Below are 19,977 nucleotides of genomic sequence, written 5' to 3'. Positions count from 1 at the left end.
AGGTCTTTTTTTCACCTGTCATTTGATATTGCACTTCATGTGTTAATCTAAGTTATATTTCAATGCCTTGATAAAGTTAAATTATTCTACATAAATTATAGTAATACTGTCCGTAAAATAAAATATTTAATTGTAATTTAGTGAGGGCACTAATCTAAAAAAAGCCTAGATATATCTTTAACTACACTTACAGAAGTTTTATGGCGGCGAGCTATTAATTCTAATTGATAAAAGAAATATTAGTGAATTAAAAATTGAAGAACACTGTGTATAATTATTTACTTAAATCATCAAGCCACTGTACCACTTTGCATACTCTTTCATTTTGGCTACCGCCAATACGCTTAAATGGTTTGTGATAGTGGTTAAGGGTATCAACAAACGCTTGACTAATTTCATGACGTTGGTGAGGCGCATCTCGCAAGTCATCAGCTACCCATGGCACGTCTACTTCTGTTAGCAGAATCATGTCGTAATGATGATTCAATGCGGCAAATTCTATGGCATAAGGGCATTTGTCATAATACCAATAAGAATAAATCATTAGTTCAAATAGGGTAGTGTCACAAAATAGATAATGATTGGCTAGTGATGCTTTCGAATTTTCATCCGCTATCTGACCTTGCGCAATAGGCATTAAATCGTCCCACTCACAACTGGTTTGAGTTAAGTCCCATTTCTTTTGAAGGTAAGGGCGCATATATTCACCTACCAAAACCGTATTAAAATGCTCTGCTAAATCTTTACATAAGGTGGTCTTGCCGGTACTTTCCGCGCCTAAGACCGCTACTTTAAAAACGTCAGCTATTTTGAGCTGCTGTAATGAAGGCAGTATTTCTGTTTTAGCGTCTTTATTAAATGGAAGTATTAAAAGGCGATTAAATTGAGGTTTAGAGTGCGTCATATTAGTGCTCGAAAATCTTATGTAATTGCTGTTAAAAATTTATAACACTCAGTATTAGGAATAATACGCTAAAACAGGCATAATATATGGTTTGGTAATAAAAATCTTTTTTTAGTACAACGAGCTGCACCATTATCATACATTTTGATTCTACGTCATAAATAGACGTTTGTAATGAATGATCGTGCACGTTGTACAGCATATTGACGTAAAATTGTTAAAGATAAACGGCGTCAGTCACCTAATTTATCAAGAGATATAGGAAGCAATATGAAAACATATATTACAGGGACAGGTCTATATATTCCGCCATATAGCATCAGTAATGAAGAGCTTGTTGAATCGTTTAATCAATATGTTGACAATTATAATCATCAATATGCTAACGAGATTGAGGCGGGTAATCGTGAAGCTTTAAAGAAGTCTTCAGCAGAATTTATAGAAAAAGTATCTGGTATTAAATCACGTTATGTGATGGATAAAAAAAATATCTTAGATCCTGAAATAATGACACCAGTTTTGCCAGCCCGCAAGTTAGGAGAAGAGTTAACCGTAATGGCAGAAATGGGTGTTGACGCATTAAAACAAGCGCTAAACGAGGCCGGTATTGAAGCCAATCAGCTTGATGGCGTTATTGTTGCCTGTTCAAATTTACCTCGTCCATATCCTGCTTTATCCATTGAAATACAACATGGTATCGGTATGGAAGGTGGCTTTGCTTATGATATGAATGTTGCATGTAGTGCCGCAACTTTTGGTATTGCTCAAGCAGTAGGTTCAATTAAAGCTGGTCTAGGTAGCAAGATTGCGGTAGTAAATGTGGAGATTACCACTGCCCATTTAAATTGGCGAAATCGTGACAGCCATTTTATTTTTGGTGATGTAGCGACTGCTAGCATTATTGAAGCATCTGATATACCAAAAGGTTATGAGATTATTGATAGTAAGCTATATACCCAGTTTTCTACCAATATAAAAAACGAATATGGATTCTTAGATAAAGGCGAGTATTTAGCAGCAGAAAAAGACTTGTATTGTGATCTAAAAGAGCCAACGACTGATAAGCTGTTTTTACAAAATGGTCGTAAGGTATTTCGTGAAGTGTGCCCAAAGGTATCAGAAATTATTACTACTCATTTAGAAGAAAATAATTTGCAAGCAGATGAAGTAAAAATGATGTGGTTACATCAAGCAAATATCAATATGATCCATTTAATTTTGCGAAGTATAGCAGGCAAGCAAGCAGACCCATCTATTGCACCAACTGTAATTGATGAATTTGGAAATACCAGCTCAGCCAGTCCAATTATCGTATTTCATCGTTTCAAAGATAAATTGCAGTCTGGAGATTTAGGTGTGATGTGTTCCTTCGGTGCAGGTTACTCTATTGGTTCAGTGTTACTTAGAAAGGTTTAAAATCTCGGTATTACGCTTAAAATTTGCTATAATTAGCGACTTTATTTTTATACCCGAAATTAGCTTAAATTTGATAGCCATTAATTTTAATAGCCATTAACGATCATAGCCATAAACTATGGTTTAGCTATCTATTTAGATTTCAACGAAATTCAATAACCTATTTTAGCTATCAATGACTTATTTGGTCGTTAATATCGTTTATAACCAAACTCAAGAAAAGATAAATTATGAAAGACTCTTTAAGAGAACGCTTAGATCAGATGGTCGATCGCTACGAAGAAGTAACGGCACTGCTTTCTGATCCCGATGTCATTAGTGATAACAACAAGTTTCGTGAGCTCTCAATGGAGCACAGTGACCTGAGCGAAATTACTACGCTATGGCAACGTTACCGTCAGGCTGAAACTGATAAACAAGATGCTGAAGAAATGCTCAAAGATGCAGCTGATCCTGATATGAAGGCGATGATGCAAGAGGAGATTGACACTGCGGCTAATGATATCGAAAAGATGGAAGAAGAGCTTAACGTTATGATGCTGCCAAAAGATCCTAACGATAAGGTTCCTGCATTCTTAGAGATTCGCGCGGGTACGGGTGGTGATGAAGCAGCAATCTTCTCAGGCGATTTGTTTCGTATGTATGAGCGCTATGCATCAACTCAGGGCTGGACTATTGAAGTCTTATCTACTAATGAGGGCGAGCATGGCGGATATAAAGAGATTATCACTAGAGTATCTGGCAACGATGTTTATGGTCGTTTAAAATTTGAATCTGGGGCACACCGCGTACAACGCGTCCCTGAAACTGAAAGTCAGGGCCGTGTTCATACCTCAGCTTGTACAGTAGCTGTCATGCCAGAGGTTAAAATTGATGACACAGTGGAGTTAAACCCTGCTGACATCCGCATGGATACCTTCCGATCTAGTGGTGCGGGTGGTCAGCACGTGAACACTACAGACTCTGCGGTACGATTGACTCATATTCCTACAGGTGTGGTAGCGGAGTGTCAACAGGAACGAAGCCAACATAAAAACCGCGCTAAAGCCATGCAAATGCTGATTGCGCGTATCCAGCAAGCGAAAGTACAAGAGCAAGTTGATACTGCTGATGCGCTACGTCGTAACTTAGTGGGTAGTGGCGATCGCAGTGAGCGCATCCGTACTTATAACTTCCCACAAGGCCGTATGACAGATCACCGTATTAACCTAACTTTGTACAAGTTAGATGCCATTATGGAAGGTGATTTAGATGAGTTGCTTGATGCTTTAAATCGTGAACACCAAGCCGACTTAATGGCTAGTGTTAGTGGCGAATAAATAAATTAGGCTATTATAAATACACGGATAAGCGTTAACATAACTTAGGTCTAAAACCAATATAAATTTTGAAGACAGTTTAATCGGTTTTCCACAACTATCAAACCGCTTTTTGAAACAGCTTGACTTTGTTAACTTAATTAACTTTGTTAAAATTATTAACTTATGTTGCTGCAACTGTGTTGTCATACCAAATATATATATTGGTAGCGCTTAATTTAGAACGGATAACACCTTCATTGAAATTAATTAGAGAGTCTTATGTCCAATCAAAATAATCAAGATCAAGCCCCATCTATCGATGAAACGAATGACCTCATTGCTCAGCGGCAAACTAAGCTTAATGAGATTGCAGCGTCTGGTAAAGTGGCTTATCCTAACAAGTTCAAACGTACCGATTATGCTGAGGATTTACAGAAGCAGTTTGAAAATGTGTCAAAAGAAGTCATTGAAGAGAAGGCTGCAAATGGTGAAAAGACGCAGGTAAATGTTGCGGGTCGAGTCATGCTCAACCGTGGCGCTTTTATTGTTATTCAAGACATGACAGGTCGTATCCAATTGTACGTAGCTCGAAAAGAACTTGATGAAGATAGCTTGGCTTTAATTAAATCATTGGACTTAGGCGATATTGTTGGTGTATCTGGCTATATAGGTCGCTCAGGAAAAGGTGATTTATACGTTCATATCGAAGAAATCACCTTATTAACCAAGTCTTTACGACCTATGCCAAATAAGTTTCATGGCTTAGCGGATACAGAAGCTCGCTACCGTAATCGTCATTTAGACTTAATGACCAATGATGCTAGCCGAAGTACGTTTACGATTCGTAGTAAAGTCATTAGCGGTATCCGTAAATTTATGCTAAATGAGCGTTTTATGGAAGTTGAAACGCCAATGATGCATCCGATTCCAGGTGGTGCGGTCGCTCGCCCATTCGTAACTCATCATAATGCTTTGGATATGCCATTGTATTTGCGTATTGCGCCTGAGTTATATTTAAAACGCTTAGTAGTAGGCGGCTTTGAGCGTGTGTTTGAAATCAATCGTAGTTTCCGTAATGAAGGGGTATCTACCCGTCATAACCCTGAATTCACAATGATTGAGTTCTACCAAGCGTATGCAGATTACAATGATTTAATGGATTTAACTGAGCGCATGTTCAATGAATTGTCGACAGATATCTTAGGCACTACTGAGCTAATTTATCAAGACGAGACCATTAGCCTAAAAGCACCTTTTGCACGTTTAAGCATGAAAGATGCTATTGCTCAATATGCCGATAATTTTGACATGAGTCAGATTGATGACCGTGATTATCTAGCAGACTATGCTCAAAATGTATTAAAACAGCAAGTTAAAAAAGGCTTTGGGATTGGTAAACTACAGACCATTATTTTCGAAGAAACCGCTGAACATAAGCTACGCCAGCCCACTTTTATTACTGAATATCCAGCCGAAACCTCACCTTTAGCACGCCGCAATGATAATAATCCTGACATAACAGATCGTTTTGAATTATTCATTGGTGGTCGTGAAATCGCCAACGGCTTTAGTGAGCTAAACGATCCAGCAGATCAAGAAGAACGTTTTCATAATCAGGTTGCTGAAAAAGAAGCTGGTGATGATGAAGCTATGCACTTTGATGCAGATTATATAGAAGCACTTTCTTATGGCTTACCACCAACTGCGGGTGAGGGTATTGGTATTGATCGCCTAGTCATGCTATTTACAGATTCTGCTAGTATTCGTGATGTAATTTTATTTCCACATATGCGTATGAAGAATTAATAACACTGTAAAATTAAAATTTTTGCTTTAAGTTATTGATAAAACTATATAGGACTGCCTACTATTGCAGTCCTATATTTTTTGGTTATTTAAATATAGTTATAAAAGCCTTAACATATGTGCAACAGACTTAAAAAAGCGGTATAGTAAGTAATGTTATTTTGAATATATTCACAGTTTAGGTTAAATGGATGTTATGGCCAATTATTCTGCTCAAAAATTAAAAAGTGTTTCTTTGAACAATCAAGAGAGACGATATGCCGCTAAGGATGATGAAGGCAATGTTAGCCCATCTAATCCTGCACCAATAACGACTCAAAAACCATTTATTTCCCCTTTATCAGAAGCTGACAAATCAGCTACCGCTGTAGCAGAACAGCAAAAAAAGGCAATTACGGTTTCAAGTTTTGATTGGCTAGCTATGTTCCACCATACTTTTTTATCTATTTATTTGATTAAAGATGATCCATTGATTGGGCCAGGTAAATTTGATTACGCATTTAATGTAGGTAAACAACTTTTATATGTAATGACTCATGAGCAAGTTGCTGAAGTTGAAACTAAGAGTGTTTCTAAGTCTATACTTGCAGAATTAAAACAACAAGCTGCCACTTATATTAACAAGCGTTTTCAACAATTCACCAGCAAAGTAGATTTGCCAATAGCCGATGATCAAAATATTGAAAAAATTCATTATATTGGCCTTACTTCATTAACTTTGGTGCATGAAGGTTCTAGCTATCAAGTTGATCATGAATTTGGAAGTACCTTTTTCCAGGAAGAATGTGTTTTAGATTTGGATGATGAAGCCAAAGTATTACAGTTATTTAGTCTAAACAGCTTCTATCAAATGGTTAAGCTGTTGCAAACGCCAAGTGATTTATTGAGCTATTTTGATTATCACTTATTGAATTTAGTTGATTTTAAAGATTTTGACGGTGAGCTTGTATTGGCTCAGAATTTTTTAAATACGCCTGACTTTTATCAAAGGGCGGTAGCTGTCCAACAGAAATTGGTTGAAATAGGTTTATTGAACAAGGTTGAAACTCGACTGACAGATATTGTCAATAACACCACAAATAATACAACCTTGGCAGATACCCATACTGAGTTGGGTCAGAAACTACAGTCTCAAGCTACAATCTTTCAAAAGTTGCTAAATGGAGCAACGAAGCGTCGGCATCAAGCTGGCGATATAATCCCACTTGAGCAAGTGAAAATGTTAGTTGCTGAGTCCATGTATACCCGTATGAGCATTATCGAAGAAATGATGGCTTATGAAAATAGAACTAAAGAAGATTGCATGAATGGCTACTTATGTCATCAACACTCTTATAATGATTTTGGCCATCACTATGTTATCGTCGTATACGGCCTAGCTAAAGATGCACAGTACTCAAAACAATTTTTACAGCAAAATTATAAAAAACTATTGATGGATATTAATGCTCAACTGCAAAATCCTGTCATGAAGGAATATTTTGTTTTGGGATTTGATATGTCCAATGATGATGGTCAGGGTAACGTGACTGTTCTTATGGATATTTACCATCAGTCTGGCTTTAAACTATCAGAGAGTGATAAGCTTTATTACCAATAAAATAAATACGTTTGAAGAATTACTAAAAGTTCAACTGTTATTAAAGTAACCAGTGTCTTCAACGTTAATTAGTGATATAAATTTTCGTATTAATGGCTCAAGCAGTGATAACTGACTTGAGCCTAACTTCTCTTATTCTAAGTATTTGAACAATACACTAGGTTTGGTTATCCATTATGTCGCAGCAGTATCAAGTTTTAGCACGTAAATATCGCCCAAAAAATTTCCATGAATTAATAGGGCAATCGCATGTGTCTAAAGCACTAATAAATGCCATTGATCATAATAGGCTACACCATGCTTACCTATTTACGGGTACTCGTGGAGTTGGTAAAACAACAATAGCTCGTATCTTATCAAAGTGTTTAAACTGTGAAACAGGTATAACCAGTACGCCATGTGGTGTATGTAGTAGCTGTGTGGCTATAGACCAAGGTCGCTTTATAGACTTAATAGAAATTGATGCAGCATCACGTACCAAAGTGGAAGATACTCGAGAGCTTATAGATAATGTTCCCTATGCCCCCACGCAAGGTCGCTTTAAGGTTTACTTGATTGACGAAGTACACATGCTTTCGACACACAGTTTTAACGCTTTGCTAAAAACTTTAGAGGAGCCACCTCCTCACGTTAAGTTTTTGCTAGCGACCACAGACCCTCAAAAGCTGCCTATTACCATTATTAGTCGATGTTTGCAGTTTGTTCTTAGGCCGTTGCCACAGCAAGCCATTAGCGAACATATTGCAAACTTACTGACACTTGAAGGCATAAATTATACCCAGCCTGCTTTATGGCAATTGGCGAATGCAGCCAAAGGCTCTGTACGTGACGCACTATCATTGACTGACCAAGCTATTGCCTTTGGTCAAGGTGCATTATCCGATGAAACGGTTAATGATATGTTAGGATTAATTGATAACGCAGATCTGGTGCAATTATTATTAGATATCTATCAAGGCGATACAGAATCTGTATCGGCGCATATTGAACAAATGCGAGCCCAAATGGTAGATGCTGGCAGTATGTTTGATGGGCTAGCAGAGTTATTGCATCAAATTGCCATGGTGCAATTATTGCCAAACGTGGCATTAAACGTAAATGATGTGCAAATACAGCAAATCAAGCAGTTGGCTATTACTATTGGAGCTGATGTCTTACAGCTTTATTATCAGATTATTATCCAAGGACGCGAACAAATAAAATTGGCTAATACGCCATTACAAGCTTTGGAGATGTGTTTATTACGTTTGCTGGCGTTTAGACCACTGGCCATAAATGAAATACCTGTACCTTTAAAACCAGATGCAATAACAGCTGAACATAATTCTACAGCCGATGAAGATCAGTCTGATTTACAATATAAGTCTAAAAGTGGAAATACTGATCATTTTAAAGATACTGATCAATTTAAAGATACAGACAATCTGCAACTGTATGATACTTCTTCTGATGATCTTGAAACAGAGATGCCGCAAAGTATCTCAGTTGACACGAAAGATTCAAATGATGCTCATGTCCTATTAGATTTGAAAACACAAACTGAAAGTCATGATCAAGACCTCATTGTACAACACTCAATAGTACAAGAATCAATTGTACAAGGTATAAATGAGTCACAGAATACAATAACGCAACTTGAAAAGCCATTTGTTGACGTTAGAGATAATGATGTCATTCACACTGACACTGACACTGACACTGACACTGACACTGACACTGACACTGACACTGACACTCTTAAAGACATGGATAACGGGTTAGCCTCTCAGATAGATCAAGATAGCGAAAGTAGCAATACTATATTTGCAGATTCAAATACATTGGAAAATAATAAATTAGCCGATGTGACGATTGAACCTCAAGCGTTATTAGATGCTAATGTAAGTGACGTAGAGCCCGATAATCAATCAATATTATTAAGTACTAATATTAAAGAACAAGGCAATGTTAAAGAACAAAACAAGGTTAAAGTACAAGATAAGTTTAAAGTACAAGACAATATTAAAGTAGAAAGCAATGTAATAGACAAACTATCTGCAGATGATCCGCGTGCTCTATTAAAGTGTGTACCTATAGAATTGGTTGGTGAATGGACGCCTGAAAAATGGGATTATTGGTTGCAATCAGCAAGAGAATCTGGAAAATTGGGTTCTGATCAACTGGCTATGGCAAGACAAGGCGTAATGACAGGTCAAATTTCTGGGAAATGTGTATTTAAAGTTGCCTTTGATACAAAAAATATGCAAAGTATTTTTAATCATCTAAGCACATATTTGAATGATCAATTTGGAGCAGAAGTATCAATTGAAGTTGATAGTTCATTAAAGTCTGATAATTTAGATTTACTACCACAAAATAGACAACTTATGCGTGAAGAACTAGCTAAAAATCAAGCTAAAGAGATGCTTATTCAAAGTCCAGTTTTGCAAAGGCTAATCCATGATTATAAAGGGGAGATAGTTAATTTAAAGCTTTTATAACACCCATATAACACCTAAAATAGTTAAATATTATTATTTACGTCAACTGCAAAGTTTGTATAATAAGTTTTAACGAAAAATTACTTAAAAAAATGAAAAAACCCACGTTTTGTCATCACTTTCTAAACAATTGTTTGTTTAAATGAGTTATACTACGCCACTTACTTTATATGTTAGGTGTTAAGAATGATGTTAGACAATTTAAGGGGCATGGCGGTATTCGCCAGTGTTGTCGGCCATGGTTCATTCAGTGGGGCAGCTAGACAGTTGGGTATAACTACTAGTGCAGTTAGCCAACAAATCAGATCTTTAGAAAAAGATCTTGGAGTAGTGTTACTTCATAGGTCTACAAGAAAGTTAAGTTTGACAGAAGCTGGGGCAAGTTTCTATGAAGCTGCAAAAGACGTTGTTAGTGCTGCTGATAAAGGGCGAATTAAAGTAAACCAATTGCGTGACGAATTGGCAGGAAGTTTACGGATTGCAACCACTCCAGAATTAGGCGTAAATCATATTCTTCCAGCACTATCTACTTGGATGGCAGCTCACGATGATTTAAGTATTCATTTTCTAGCAGACAATCATTATATTGATATGATTGATGAGCGTGCTGATATTGCTATTAGAATGAGTCCACAGATAAAAGACAGTTCAGTAGCTACTTATCCATTGGCTGAAGTTAAACAAATGCTTGTTGCTTCACCAGACTATTTAAGACAGCACGAAAAGATTACCAAACCTAAAGACTTAGTCAATCATCAGCTCATTAGTATTGATTTAATGAAAGATCCAAATATTTTAGATTTCAGTAGTATTGAAACCGGTAAAAAGAATCGTGTTAAGGTACTTTCTAGAATTCAAACAAACAATGTGTTCTTAGCGACTACTTTAGCCAAAGAAGGTCATGGTTTAGTTCGTGTAATGTCACTTGATGTTCAAAAGGATTTGGCTTCTGGTGAGTTGGTTGAAGTGATTCCTGAGTACTCCTTACCACACTTCGTTTTATATGCGGTTACTTTAGATCGTGATCAGCAACCTGCAAAAATTACGCGTTGTCTAGAAGTTCTTAAAAAGCACTTCCATGCTCCTGTGTAACTAGATCTTAAAGTTTTATACTCGTTTTAAGACTGACGCTAAATTGGTGTTTATGATATATAATAAACATTAATTTAGCGTATTTTTTTGTGTGTAATTTTTTAATCTCAATAGATTTTAAAGCCCTTATCGACCAACACACTCTCGATATTTTATAAGGTTATGTATAACAGATTATGGAAAATAGACTGATTAATCCTTTAGAGCGCCAAGACGACGTAGTGGATAGCAATATTCGTCCTGGAACATTGGCTGAATATATAGGTCAGCCCGTTGTTCGTGAACAAATGGAAGTATTCATTGAAGCGGCTCGAAGGAGGCAAGAAGCTTTAGACCATACTTTAATCTTTGGACCCCCTGGGTTAGGTAAAACAACATTGGCGAATATTATAGCTCGTGAAATGGGCGGTAATTTGCGTTCAACTTCTGGCCCTGTTCTAGAAAGAGCGGGAGACTTAGCGGCAATGTTGACCAATCTTGAAGAAGGGGATGTCTTATTTATCGATGAAATTCATAGATTGAGTCCTGTTATTGAAGAGATTCTTTATCCAGCATTGGAGGACTTCCAGTTGGATATTATGATTGGTGAAGGACCTGCAGCTCGTTCAATTAAATTAGATTTACCCCCCTTTACTTTGGTGGCAGCGACCACACGAGCTGGATTATTAACTTCTCCTCTACGAGATAGATTTGGTATCGTACAACGTCTTGAATTTTATAATATCGAAGATCTAACCACTATTGTTAGTCGTTCTGCTCGGTTGATGAATGTTGATATGACACCTGAAGGGGCAGTAGAAGTAGCCAGACGTTCACGGGGAACGCCACGTATCGCTAATCGATTATTACGACGTGTTCGGGACTATGCGGAAGTAAAATCTAATGGGCAAGTTACCGGTGATATTGCGGATAGTGCTTTGGATATGTTAGCAGTAGATAGAAGAGGTCTTGATAATTTAGATAGACGTTACATCGAAATGGTTCATGCTCGTTTTGATGGAGGTCCTGCCGGTGTAGAGGCGATTGCAGCGGCTATGGCAGAGGATAGAGGAACTTTAGAAGATGTTATTGAGCCTTATCTAATTCAACAAGGTTATGTATTAAGAACAGCTAGAGGGCGGGTACTAACTCAAATGGCAATTGATCAACTTTAATAATTATTATGGCTTATTTAACATTTTTGAACGTCCTAAATTTTAAGTATTCATTTAAGGTTCAGAGCGTTATTACTATGATTAGTATGCGTAATGACTTTAGATTGTTTATATTTATATTTTCCAATAGCCATAAGACTTAAGCCACCAAGTACAAGTACTAACAGAATTATAATAGGATTTTTCCATAGTTGACCAGAGCTATTATTAGTAGCCACGATCACATCATGTCCATCAAATTTTTTACTTTTTTGCGTATCTAAAAATCCAAAATTTACAAATGGTCTAGACGGCGGTTGTACAGGTTCAGGCGCAATCTTCAAACGGCGACGACTAATGTAAATATCAGATATTTTAGCCAGTTGTAATAACCAACGTTGATAAGGCAAAGATATATTAGGCATTGTATCAAAAGTCAGCACGTCACTATGATTAGAATTGTCTACAATTAATTTTTCTTCAGCTGATAAATAATTATTGTCTGAGTTTTGGTCGGCTCGTTCAATTACTTTTGCATAATGTGGCATCTGCTCTGATAAGACATCTGTAGGAGTTATTGGCTGTTGATAGCCAGTAATATCGTGCCATGAGCTGTCAAACTGTGGAAGTTTGTATGCAGTTAATAAGTTTGTATTGTTGAATTCTACCGCATTAACAGTGCCACGTTTTAATTGAAAAAACTGAGGTTGTAGATTAAACCAATGCTCTATTTCTTTCTCATCTAAATGAGCGTAATCTGCTAATATGGAAATTTCTCGGATGCACAATAAAGATAAGCCACCTAATAAATGTCGAACCAAATTAGGATTTAATCTAGCTTGCATAGCTATTTTTAGACAAATTTGCTTTTGTATTTCATTTGAATCAAATAGGGTGTCGTTTATCGTATTACCATTTTGGTAAGCAGCATTCATGGTTTTTAGATTAAAAGCATTAAATTTACGTAAGTCTTTTACCTGATTACGAACCAAAAGTTTCTTAATCACAGCATCTGCGCCATGCATTTGGTTGTAAGCCAAAAGTCCACTAATAATTCCTTGAATACCAGCTTGGATAATCACCCGAGCCTGAGGTATTGAAATACTTCCTATATCTGCAAAGATGGCATCTATTGGACATGTATCTTCAATCAAAAAATCATAAAGTGAAACACGGGTCGGTAAAAGCGCTGTCATAAAACCTACTGGTTTGAAATATTTATAGACATCATAAGGGTGTATTTGAAGAGTTACAACCCTAAATCTTAGATATGTGGACAGTTGAGTATCTAATGAAACCATTGTTTGTTAAATAATCGGATGATAAATTGATGACAAGCCTGCAGTTAATAAAAAAATTAACGCCTGAAATTACTATTAATATAGAGCAGCAGTCACTGACGCTAACGCTCACTACTAAAGATGGCTGCATAGAGCGCCATGTTTTTAGCATTTCTACTGCAAAAAATGGTATTGGCAATCAAGAGGGTAGTGGCTGTACCCCTTTAGGAAAACATTGTATTGCAAATAAAATTGGCAACAATTTACCAGAGAATAGCGTATTTGTAGCGAGACAGGCCACTGGCGAAATTTATAATGATCGTTTGGGCGAGCAATACCCTGATCGTGATTGGATTTTGACTCGAATCTTATGGCTTACTGGATGTGAAAAGGGTTTTAACAAAGGCGAAAACAAAGTGGGCTGCTGTGACACTTATAAGCGTTACATTTATATCCATGGTACGCCACATACTGAGCCTATGGGCGTGCCACTGTCACATGGCTGTATACGTATGCGCAATCTTGATCTGCTATGGTTGTTTGATAATGTCGAAGAAGGTACACCAGTTGAAATTGTTAAGAGATAAAAAATATTGTTTGCAAAAAAGCACCTCACAAGCGTTAGAGCTAGTAAGATGCTTTTCTCAATTTGAACTTTGAACTAGTCTGTTTATTAAAATATAACAGTTGTGATATCAGACCTTTATATAAGGTCTACCAGAATTTGGGTGCATCTTTCACTTTTTTAAGACTTTGTGCACAAACTTCAGCAGCATGACTTTCATGAGCGGTAAAATAGCCTACTGCAAACCAAGCATTTGGATCACTTTGGGTTTTTAGTCTATAAAATGCTTGTCCAACAATGTCATCATTGTAGTTACCAAGTACTTCTTGTGCTGGCTCTAAAAAATTTATGAAAGCTTTGGCTTGGTTCTTTTTATACATGGGGCTTGCGAACTCACTTATATAGCGAAGGCTTTTTAGACGCTTTCTGACATCATGTTGAGCTTCGATATCTAAGGCAGCAAATTGATCGCTGGCTTTACTACTCTTTTTATACAATGAATCCAAAATTTTACCCGTTTCTTGTTTGGCCGAACCTTTCAATAAAGGCTTGTCTTTTTTAGCCGGACTCATGATATATTCTATTAATTCTAATAAAGTAATTTGGAAATCAGGGGCTCTTATCGCATCAATAGGTTTAATTTTAATTGCTTCACGCTCTTTTGACCAGTCTACATACGGACTGCCTTCAGATTCCAACATAGGTTGGGTTTTAGTTTGGAGTAATTCAAGGTCACGATTTTCACCCAATAACCCAAAAGTTTGTTTTAAGATTAGGGCCCATTCAGGATTAATTTGAGAAGAAAACTTAGCGAATAATTTCAAAGCTGTACGTAATCTTCTAATTCCAACTCTAAGTTGATGCACATGGTTACCATCGTCGCTACCAGCAGCAATAGCGCTTACATTAGGTAAAATCTGAATCATACAATTATGTACTACAGCTCTTAAAAACTCAGTTTGACTAACATCTTTATCAAATGAAAGTTGTTTTAAATTTGACTTAGTAGCATCGGTATATTCCTTACCTGCCACTAGAAGACCACCTAATTCTGCTTTAGTAACAGTAGATAAGCACAAGTTATAACGTTTACACCAAGTTTTGGCGACTTCAAATAAATAAGAAACTTCACCTTCAATTAATTCGAACTCAAGCTCCAAGATAGGTTTACTCAGTTGTGAGTCTTCACCATGAACTACAATACCTTTATCATAAGCCATTTCAACCACACCATTCGTACCTTTGATAAGGCGAGTAGTGCGCTCAACATCAGTAACATAAAGGCAGTTTAACTTACCAGCATTAGTCCCTTGTTCTTGACTAGAGTCTTGAATGATCTCTTGTAATCCAAGCTCATCATATACAGATAAATCTGGGTACAAACTATTAGTTTCTAAGGCTTCATTGACCTTGACTTCATCAAGTGTATTATTCTGTTCACCTCTAGATGCCATGCCATCGCCATTAGACTTTAAGGTTTGAACCCATGTATTGCCTTCTTTACGAATTCTTAAAGCCATTCCTGCCTGAGCCAATATATTATTATCAGTATCGTAATAATGCGCCGCTAGTTTAGTGGTATTAGAGGATCGAATCTTAGCTTGACGCATTAAAGCATCAACTTTGTATTCAGGAACTAAAAACTTAAGCTCTATCTCTTGCATGTTTTTTCCTCGAGTAAAACTCATAGAAACAATGATATAGGAATGAATTTTGATGAATCATAATTTAATATGTATTCAAGAATTATTCATTATCGTAGGATATTCAGATAATAATCGCAAGCATATTAACGTGACAGTTTGTTGACAGCCACGAACAATAATTAAATTAATTAGTATTACATTCCTATAATCAAAGTATTATTTAATTACATGTCAATAATTTAATGCCATTAAATAGATAGGTTGTTATGTCATTAAATCCAAATACTAATATCTGCAATCAAGAATATATAACCAAAAACCAAAAAGACCGAATCCTGTAAACTACAGAACTCGGTCCTTGGATGAAACTAAACCATTAAAATTTGCAGTTTAGTTCAAGTTAGAGCGTTTTTTAATGAAAGTAACAATAATCTATTTAATGTTTTATTAAAAAATTATTAGAACTGGTTCATCGTATTTTTCTCGCCACCAGCTTTAAGAGCGTTTTCACCAGAGAAAATCTCTTTGTGATCATCACCTAGATCTGAACCAGCCATTGCTTGATGCTTCACGCACGAAATACCTTCACGGATTTCTTTACGTTGAACGCCAGCAGCATAAGCAAGCATACCGTCTTCACCAAAGTAGCCTTTAGCAAGCTCATGTACGCTTAGGGCAGTAGTATGGTAAGTAGGTAGAGTGATTAGATGATGGAACACACCCGCTTCACGCGCTGCATCACGTTGGAAATTCTTAGCAGCTTGGTCAGCAGCAGCGTCAAGTTCAGAACCATCATAGTCAGCACTCATTAAGTTGTTCTTATCGTATGCTGAGATGTCTTTACCTTCTTCTTCCCACTGTGCGATAACTTGCTTACGGAAGTTAAGCGTCCAGTTAAAAGATGGACTATTGTTATAAACTAGCTTCGCTTTTGGCTGTTGCTCTTTAATACGGTCAACCATCATTTTGATGTGATCAACGTCTGGAGTAGGTGTTTCAATCCATAGTAAGTCAGCGCCATTTTCAAGGGCAGTAACACAATCAAGTACAACACGATCAATGTTAGTACCTTCACGGAACTGGAATAAGCCGTTAGCTAGACGAACTGGACGAACCAATTTACCATCACGCTTTAATAACACATCATTTTCTTTTGCATCAGCAATATCGATTTCTTCAACATCGATGAAATCAATATATTTAGAAGCTAAATCACCTGGCTCTTCAGATACTGGGATCTTTTGAGTTAATGATGCACCTTCAGAATCCGTACGAGCAACGATAACACCGTCATCAACGCCTAGTTCTAAGAATGCATAACGAATAGCGTTAAGCTTAGAGATAAAGTCTTCATGTGGTACGGTTACTTTACCAGCCTGATGGCCACACTGCTTAGCATCAGAAACTTGGTTTTCTACTTGAATAGCACAGGCACCAGCTTCGATCATAGCTTTTGTGAGCAAGTAAGTAGCTTCTTCGTTACCAAAACCTGCATCGATATCAGCAATGATTGGCACAACGTGTGAATCAAAATTGTTAATTTTTTCTTCGATAGCAGAAGTGTCTTGACCAGCTTCTTTAGCAGCATTAAGCTCACGGAAGTAATCGTTTAATACTTTAGCATCAGCTTGACGTAAGAAAGTGTAGATCTCTTCAATTAAAGCAGGTACAGTAGTTTTTTCATGCATTGATTGATCAGGTAAAGGACCTAGCTCAGAACGAAGTGCTGCAACCATCCAACCTGATAAGTAGATGTAAGTTTTAGAGGTTGTACCAAAGTATTTTTTCTTAGCGTACATAGTTTGTTGGGCAACGAAACCATGCCATGCACCTAGAGACTGAGTGTACTTTGAAGTGTCTGCATCATACTCTGCCATATCTTTACGCATAATAGCAGCAGTATATTTGGCGATATCAAGACCAGTTTTAAAACGGTTTTGAACCATCATACGAGCAGCATCAGACTCGCTGATATTCTGCCAGTTACCATGTTTTGCTTTAATTTCACGGATATGGTCAATAGCTGATTTATAAGTTGACATCAATTGTCTCCTAGATTGGGGATGGATTAGGTAAAATAAATTCGTCTGTTATTTCAATTCTAATTAAAAGTTAAGAAGCTTTATTTAACTTTCTTTCTAATAGTTGATTATAGCTACTGTAGCGATAAACAAGCTGAAAGTTTAAAATTGGTGTAAATGTTTGTTTCTTAAACCGCTCTTATAATCTTATATAAAGCTCATTGAGTCTGACTTAAGATGTGTTTTGACCACACTTGCCCTAAACACTTGAGAAACACTATAACCACATTAGCTGAATTTATCTAGTTTATGAAGGTTATCTTGGGTATTTATTTAAATTATAGTACAATGAACATATAGGTTTAAGTATTTCTTATAGCGACTCCGCCTAGTAATCAAGGCTTTAATAGACACGTATATCATTAATTACCATTGACTAATTTGATAATGGTTTTCAGGTAATTTGATTTTGATTTTGATTTTGATTTATATATTTTAGAAAGAGACATCTCAGAGAGTTTTATGAATTTACAAAGAGTAGATTTAAATTTATTGGTTAATTTAGATGTATTGTTACGCGAAAAAAATGTTACTCGCGCTGCAGAACAATTGGGCATTACTCAGCCAGCAATGAGTAATATTTTAAGAAGATTACGTAAATTGTTTAATGATCCACTGTTGGTACGATCTTCAGAAGGTATGACACCTACCGAGCGTGCTTTAGAACTTCAACCTCGAGTGCGCGAAATTTTAGCAGAATTGTCTCAATTATTAGAGCCTCGGACAGAATTTAGACCTTATAGTACTTCTCGTGTCTTTAGAATTATGACATCCGACTATGCCGAAGCAACTTTAGTGCCAAGACTAGTTAAAGCTCTGCGCTCAGAAGCACCTAATGTCATTTTAGACTTCTTAACGCCTTCTGACGTCTCATATCGAGACATGGAGCAGGGTAGAGTTGATTTGGCTATTAACCGATTTAATGAAATTCCACAAAGCTTTCACCAAGTACTAGTATGGAGAGATACCTTTAGCTGCCTATTATCAGCAGAAAGTCCTTACGTTAACCGCTTTAACCTAAAGAACTATCTAAAGGCTCAGCATGTTTGGGTGTCTAAGACTGGTATGGGAGTAGGGTTTGGTGTTAATCCAGATAAATCTGGAGGCTTAGGCTCTATTGATCAAGCATTACAGCGTCTAGGTCAAAAACGTCAAATTAGTGTCTTTACTCGTCATTATCAAATGCCTGCTATGCTCGCTGCCAATAAAGATCTAATTGCTACATTGCCGACACGGGTAGCACGTATGCAAGCTACCAATGACAGTATCGTCTTAAAAGAACCACCATTTTTTATCCCTGAATTTGAATTGACAATGGCTTGGTCGCCATTATTACAGCATCATCCTGCGCATCGTTGGTTACGTCAACTTATTATGCATGTAGCCCGTCAGGTTGTAGCAGATGAGCAAGTGAATGAAAATGATGTGCCCTTAATGAGCCATTTATTTTAGCAAAATATAAAGAACTTTTTATTAAATAGCATAACAGTATTAGTTTACAAATAGCCCTTAGCAAATCAATGCCAAGGGCTATTTTTATTCATTAGACTGAATTACGATAAGGATATGAATATAAAAACCTACGGGTTTAAAGGCTGCTAGTTTAAAGGCTGCAAATAACAAGGCTATTTGATTAAATCTTTTTTGTAGAAAAGGCATCTTGTTTTATAAAATTTATAAAAAAAGGTAGGCAACTATTATGCTAGTTTAACTGATAATTTATATGAACCATTAACTAAATGATTAAAAGCACAACTAATTCGATGTTAAAACCAACCTTTTGCGATATTATTTCGATAAAATCTTAAATCTATTCGTTATTTCGCTTTAATTGAGTACTCTATTAATGAAAACTTTGCAAATGCGTTATAAAGTTATTAAGCGGATTAGAGGTCTTATAAAAAGGCAAATTTTGGTTATTTTAATAATTGCCCTATGGCAATTTTGCGTCTGGTTACAGATTATTCCAGATTACTTATTGCCATCACCATTTCAGATTGTACAAGCCTTTATAGATGATTTTCCATTATTGATGGTACATGCTAAATACACTTTAGCTACCGCTTTTATAGGAACAACTATTGGTCTTATCATTAGTTTTATTCTGTCTATCGTTATGGATCTGTCAAAAACTATGAGAGAGCTGATTTATCCGGTTATCTTGTTAAATCAGACTATCCCAACCATTGCTATTGCGCCGCTATTAATTATTTGGCTAGGGTATGGAATTACCCCTAAAGTCGTATTGGTTATACTGGCTGTTTTTTTTCCAATAACTATTGCTTTGATCGATGGTTATCAGTCAGTAAGTCGTGAGCATTTAAATCTTTTTAAATCTATGAAGGCCTCAAAGTATCAATTATACCGTCATTTGAAGATACCCTCTGCTATGGGATCTTTTTTTACTGGTCTAAAGGTAGCACTTTCATATGCTTTAATATCAGCTGTAATTGCAGAGTGGTTAGGAGGCTATTACGGATTAGGGGTTTATATGACTCGGGTTCGAAAGTCATATGATTTAGATAGTATGTTTGCGGTAATATTTTTAATTAGTTTTTTAACTGTTTTACTGATTGGATTGGTTAAGTGGTTAGAAGGCCGTGTTCTTAGGCACAATTTAATATAAACAGAAAATTATAAAAGCAAAATTTATAGAACTTAATTTAAAATTTA

At 36.5% G+C, this 19,977-nt stretch carries 14 protein-coding genes; 10 read left to right on the top strand and 4 right to left on the bottom strand.

All coding sequences use genetic code 11. The annotated features are described in order from the left end of the window. Positions 1-274: 274 nt before the first annotated feature. On the bottom strand, positions 275-904 hold the full coding sequence (locus tag QZ265_RS05000) for an ATP-binding protein (protein WP_296403995.1): 630 nt from the start codon (positions 902-904) through the stop codon (positions 275-277). Between the two features lie 270 nt (positions 905-1,174). Here QZ265_RS05000 and QZ265_RS04995 point away from each other — a divergent pair, with 270 nt between their 5' ends. The 7 genes from QZ265_RS04995 (at position 1,175) to ruvB (ending at position 11,753) form a co-directional block, all read left to right on the top strand. Then, positions 1,175-2,320 carry a beta-ketoacyl-ACP synthase III gene (locus QZ265_RS04995; protein WP_296403994.1) on the top strand — a complete coding sequence of 382 codons (1,146 nt, stop codon included), beginning with the start codon at positions 1,175-1,177 and terminating at the stop codon, positions 2,318-2,320. Between the two features lie 230 nt (positions 2,321-2,550). Then, on the top strand, positions 2,551-3,639 hold the full coding sequence (prfA, locus tag QZ265_RS04990) for a peptide chain release factor 1 (protein WP_296403992.1): 1,089 nt from the start codon (positions 2,551-2,553) through the stop codon (positions 3,637-3,639). A gap of 261 nt (positions 3,640-3,900) precedes the next feature. Then, a complete protein-coding gene (gene lysS, locus QZ265_RS04985) occupies positions 3,901-5,427 on the top strand; it encodes a lysine--tRNA ligase (RefSeq protein WP_296403990.1) in 1,527 nt (508 codons plus the stop codon). 196 nt (positions 5,428-5,623) lie between these two features. Continuing rightward, positions 5,624-7,027 carry a hypothetical protein gene (locus QZ265_RS04980; RefSeq protein ID WP_296403987.1) on the top strand — a complete coding sequence of 468 codons (1,404 nt, stop codon included), beginning with the start codon at positions 5,624-5,626 and terminating at the stop codon, positions 7,025-7,027. A 176-nt stretch (positions 7,028-7,203) separates the two neighbouring features. Continuing rightward, positions 7,204-9,507, top strand: coding sequence for a DNA polymerase III subunit gamma/tau (gene dnaX / locus QZ265_RS04975; protein ID WP_296403986.1), 2,304 nt, complete (start codon positions 7,204-7,206; stop codon positions 9,505-9,507). A gap of 189 nt (positions 9,508-9,696) precedes the next feature. Then, the gene (locus tag QZ265_RS04970; RefSeq protein WP_296403997.1) at positions 9,697-10,599 is read left to right on the top strand and encodes a LysR family transcriptional regulator; all 903 of its coding nucleotides are present in this window, start codon (positions 9,697-9,699) and stop codon (positions 10,597-10,599) included. Positions 10,600-10,775: 176 nt separating this feature from the next. After that, the gene (ruvB, locus tag QZ265_RS04965; RefSeq protein WP_296403984.1) at positions 10,776-11,753 is read left to right on the top strand and encodes a Holliday junction branch migration DNA helicase RuvB; all 978 of its coding nucleotides are present in this window, start codon (positions 10,776-10,778) and stop codon (positions 11,751-11,753) included. Between the two features lie 50 nt (positions 11,754-11,803). On the opposite strand, the gene QZ265_RS04960 is transcribed toward ruvB, so the two are convergent. Then, a complete protein-coding gene (locus QZ265_RS04960; RefSeq protein ID WP_296403982.1) occupies positions 11,804-12,928 on the bottom strand; it encodes a hypothetical protein in 1,125 nt (374 codons plus the stop codon). Positions 12,929-13,062: 134 nt separating this feature from the next. On the opposite strand from QZ265_RS04960, the gene QZ265_RS04955 reads away from it, so the two are divergent. After that, positions 13,063-13,599, top strand: coding sequence for a L,D-transpeptidase (locus tag QZ265_RS04955; RefSeq protein ID WP_296403980.1), 537 nt, complete (start codon positions 13,063-13,065; stop codon positions 13,597-13,599). 127 nt (positions 13,600-13,726) lie between these two features. Here the strand turns inward: QZ265_RS04955 and QZ265_RS04950 are convergent, their stop codons facing one another. Together QZ265_RS04950 and QZ265_RS04945 are read right to left on the bottom strand one after the other, a co-directional pair. Continuing rightward, positions 13,727-15,241, bottom strand: a complete 1,515-nt coding sequence (locus tag QZ265_RS04950) for a CYTH and CHAD domain-containing protein (RefSeq protein ID WP_296403978.1) — start codon at positions 15,239-15,241, stop codon at positions 13,727-13,729. Positions 15,242-15,681: 440 nt separating this feature from the next. Further along, positions 15,682-17,265, bottom strand: coding sequence for an isocitrate lyase (locus QZ265_RS04945; protein ID WP_296403976.1), 1,584 nt, complete (start codon positions 17,263-17,265; stop codon positions 15,682-15,684). A 501-nt stretch (positions 17,266-17,766) separates the two neighbouring features. Between QZ265_RS04945 and QZ265_RS04940 the strand changes: the two genes are divergently transcribed. Both QZ265_RS04940 and QZ265_RS04935 read left to right on the top strand, forming a co-directional pair. After that, the gene (locus QZ265_RS04940) at positions 17,767-18,756 is read left to right on the top strand and encodes a LysR family transcriptional regulator (RefSeq protein ID WP_296403974.1); all 990 of its coding nucleotides are present in this window, start codon (positions 17,767-17,769) and stop codon (positions 18,754-18,756) included. Positions 18,757-19,150: 394 nt separating this feature from the next. Continuing rightward, positions 19,151-19,930: an ABC transporter permease gene (locus QZ265_RS04935; protein ID WP_296403972.1), complete on the top strand. Its 780-nt coding sequence runs from the start codon at positions 19,151-19,153 to the stop codon at positions 19,928-19,930. Positions 19,931-19,977: the final 47 nt, after the last annotated feature.

The sequence above is a fragment of the Psychrobacter sp. genome (genome assembly GCF_018260395.1).
In the GTDB taxonomy this organism is placed as follows: Bacteria; Pseudomonadota; Gammaproteobacteria; order Pseudomonadales; family Moraxellaceae; genus Psychrobacter.
The sequence above is the reverse complement of the archived record's forward strand: the minus strand, read 5'-3'. Positions and strand labels throughout refer to the sequence as shown.

Bases quoted from the DNA above. Each gene is read 5' to 3' on its own strand.
- QZ265_RS05000 (WP_296403995.1), bottom strand. From the start codon at position 904: ATGACGCACTCTAAACCTCAATTTAATCGCCTTTTAATACTTCCATTT.
- QZ265_RS04995 (WP_296403994.1), top strand. From the start codon at position 1,175: ATGAAAACATATATTACAGGGACAGGTCTATATATTCCGCCATATAGC.
- prfA (WP_296403992.1), top strand. From the start codon at position 2,551: ATGAAAGACTCTTTAAGAGAACGCTTAGATCAGATGGTCGATCGCTAC.
- lysS (WP_296403990.1), top strand. From the start codon at position 3,901: ATGTCCAATCAAAATAATCAAGATCAAGCCCCATCTATCGATGAAACG.
- QZ265_RS04980 (WP_296403987.1), top strand. From the start codon at position 5,624: ATGGCCAATTATTCTGCTCAAAAATTAAAAAGTGTTTCTTTGAACAAT.
- dnaX (WP_296403986.1), top strand. From the start codon at position 7,204: ATGTCGCAGCAGTATCAAGTTTTAGCACGTAAATATCGCCCAAAAAAT.
- QZ265_RS04970 (WP_296403997.1), top strand. From the start codon at position 9,697: ATGTTAGACAATTTAAGGGGCATGGCGGTATTCGCCAGTGTTGTCGGC.
- ruvB (WP_296403984.1), top strand. From the start codon at position 10,776: ATGGAAAATAGACTGATTAATCCTTTAGAGCGCCAAGACGACGTAGTG.
- QZ265_RS04960 (WP_296403982.1), bottom strand. From the start codon at position 12,928: ATGACAGCGCTTTTACCGACCCGTGTTTCACTTTATGATTTTTTGATT.
- QZ265_RS04955 (WP_296403980.1), top strand. From the start codon at position 13,063: ATGACAAGCCTGCAGTTAATAAAAAAATTAACGCCTGAAATTACTATT.
- QZ265_RS04950 (WP_296403978.1), bottom strand. From the start codon at position 15,241: ATGCAAGAGATAGAGCTTAAGTTTTTAGTTCCTGAATACAAAGTTGAT.
- QZ265_RS04945 (WP_296403976.1), bottom strand. From the start codon at position 17,265: ATGTCAACTTATAAATCAGCTATTGACCATATCCGTGAAATTAAAGCA.
- QZ265_RS04940 (WP_296403974.1), top strand. From the start codon at position 17,767: ATGAATTTACAAAGAGTAGATTTAAATTTATTGGTTAATTTAGATGTA.
- QZ265_RS04935 (WP_296403972.1), top strand. From the start codon at position 19,151: ATGAAAACTTTGCAAATGCGTTATAAAGTTATTAAGCGGATTAGAGGT.